Annotated in this window: 1 pseudogene; it reads right to left on the bottom strand. The window is 36.7% G+C overall.

Features of this window, described 5'->3' with window-relative positions:
• Nucleotides 1-73: 73 nt before the first annotated feature.
• Nucleotides 74-607: pseudogene (locus RH85_RS16990) on the bottom strand (S8 family serine peptidase); the annotation flags it as partial.

Genomic DNA, 607 nt, shown 5'->3' with positions numbered 1-607 from the left:
TTCTAAGGATATTAGGAACTGTGAACCAGTTGGTGAGGTTCATTTAAATCCAGAAAAAGAAGCTGCTTAATAACTAAGCAAATGATGACAACTGTCTTGAAAAACACCGTCTGACTTGAGACTTAATTCGAAGTCTCCAGTTTATGGAATTTCCAAAACCTCGCGTACTTTCTCTAGAATAAACCTTGTTTGGCCACCATTTAAAACCGTGAGTTATAAGGTTTTTTTCGAAATTGGCATCCTCACCAAGTTTAGTGTCCCATATGGAGTTCACCGCTTTCTTATAGGTACTTTCAGTCCCTTTTATATTTTCTTGCTGTAATGAAGCGTCAATATTTGCACGAATGTATTCTTGACCAAAATCTCTATTAATTGGAGGTTCGTATACCAATGTCATAGTGACCTTACCTTTACATTTATTCGTCATTGTTGTTAGGCACTTTGGCCAAACAAATTGGAACTCTGCAACCTGACCACGCTTAAGTGTATTCTCAAAGACAAATGAACAAGAGGTTTCATTTTTATTGATGATATCCTCAGAACTACACGGAAAACCAAAACCGATATATTCTCGAGCTTCTTTTTGTAACTCCTTTGAGGTCATACT

It is taken from the genome of Vibrio ichthyoenteri ATCC 700023, from assembly GCF_000222605.1.
In the GTDB taxonomy this organism is placed as follows: Bacteria; Pseudomonadota; Gammaproteobacteria; order Enterobacterales; family Vibrionaceae; genus Vibrio; species Vibrio ichthyoenteri.
This window is presented reverse-complemented; position numbering and strand designations above follow the sequence as displayed.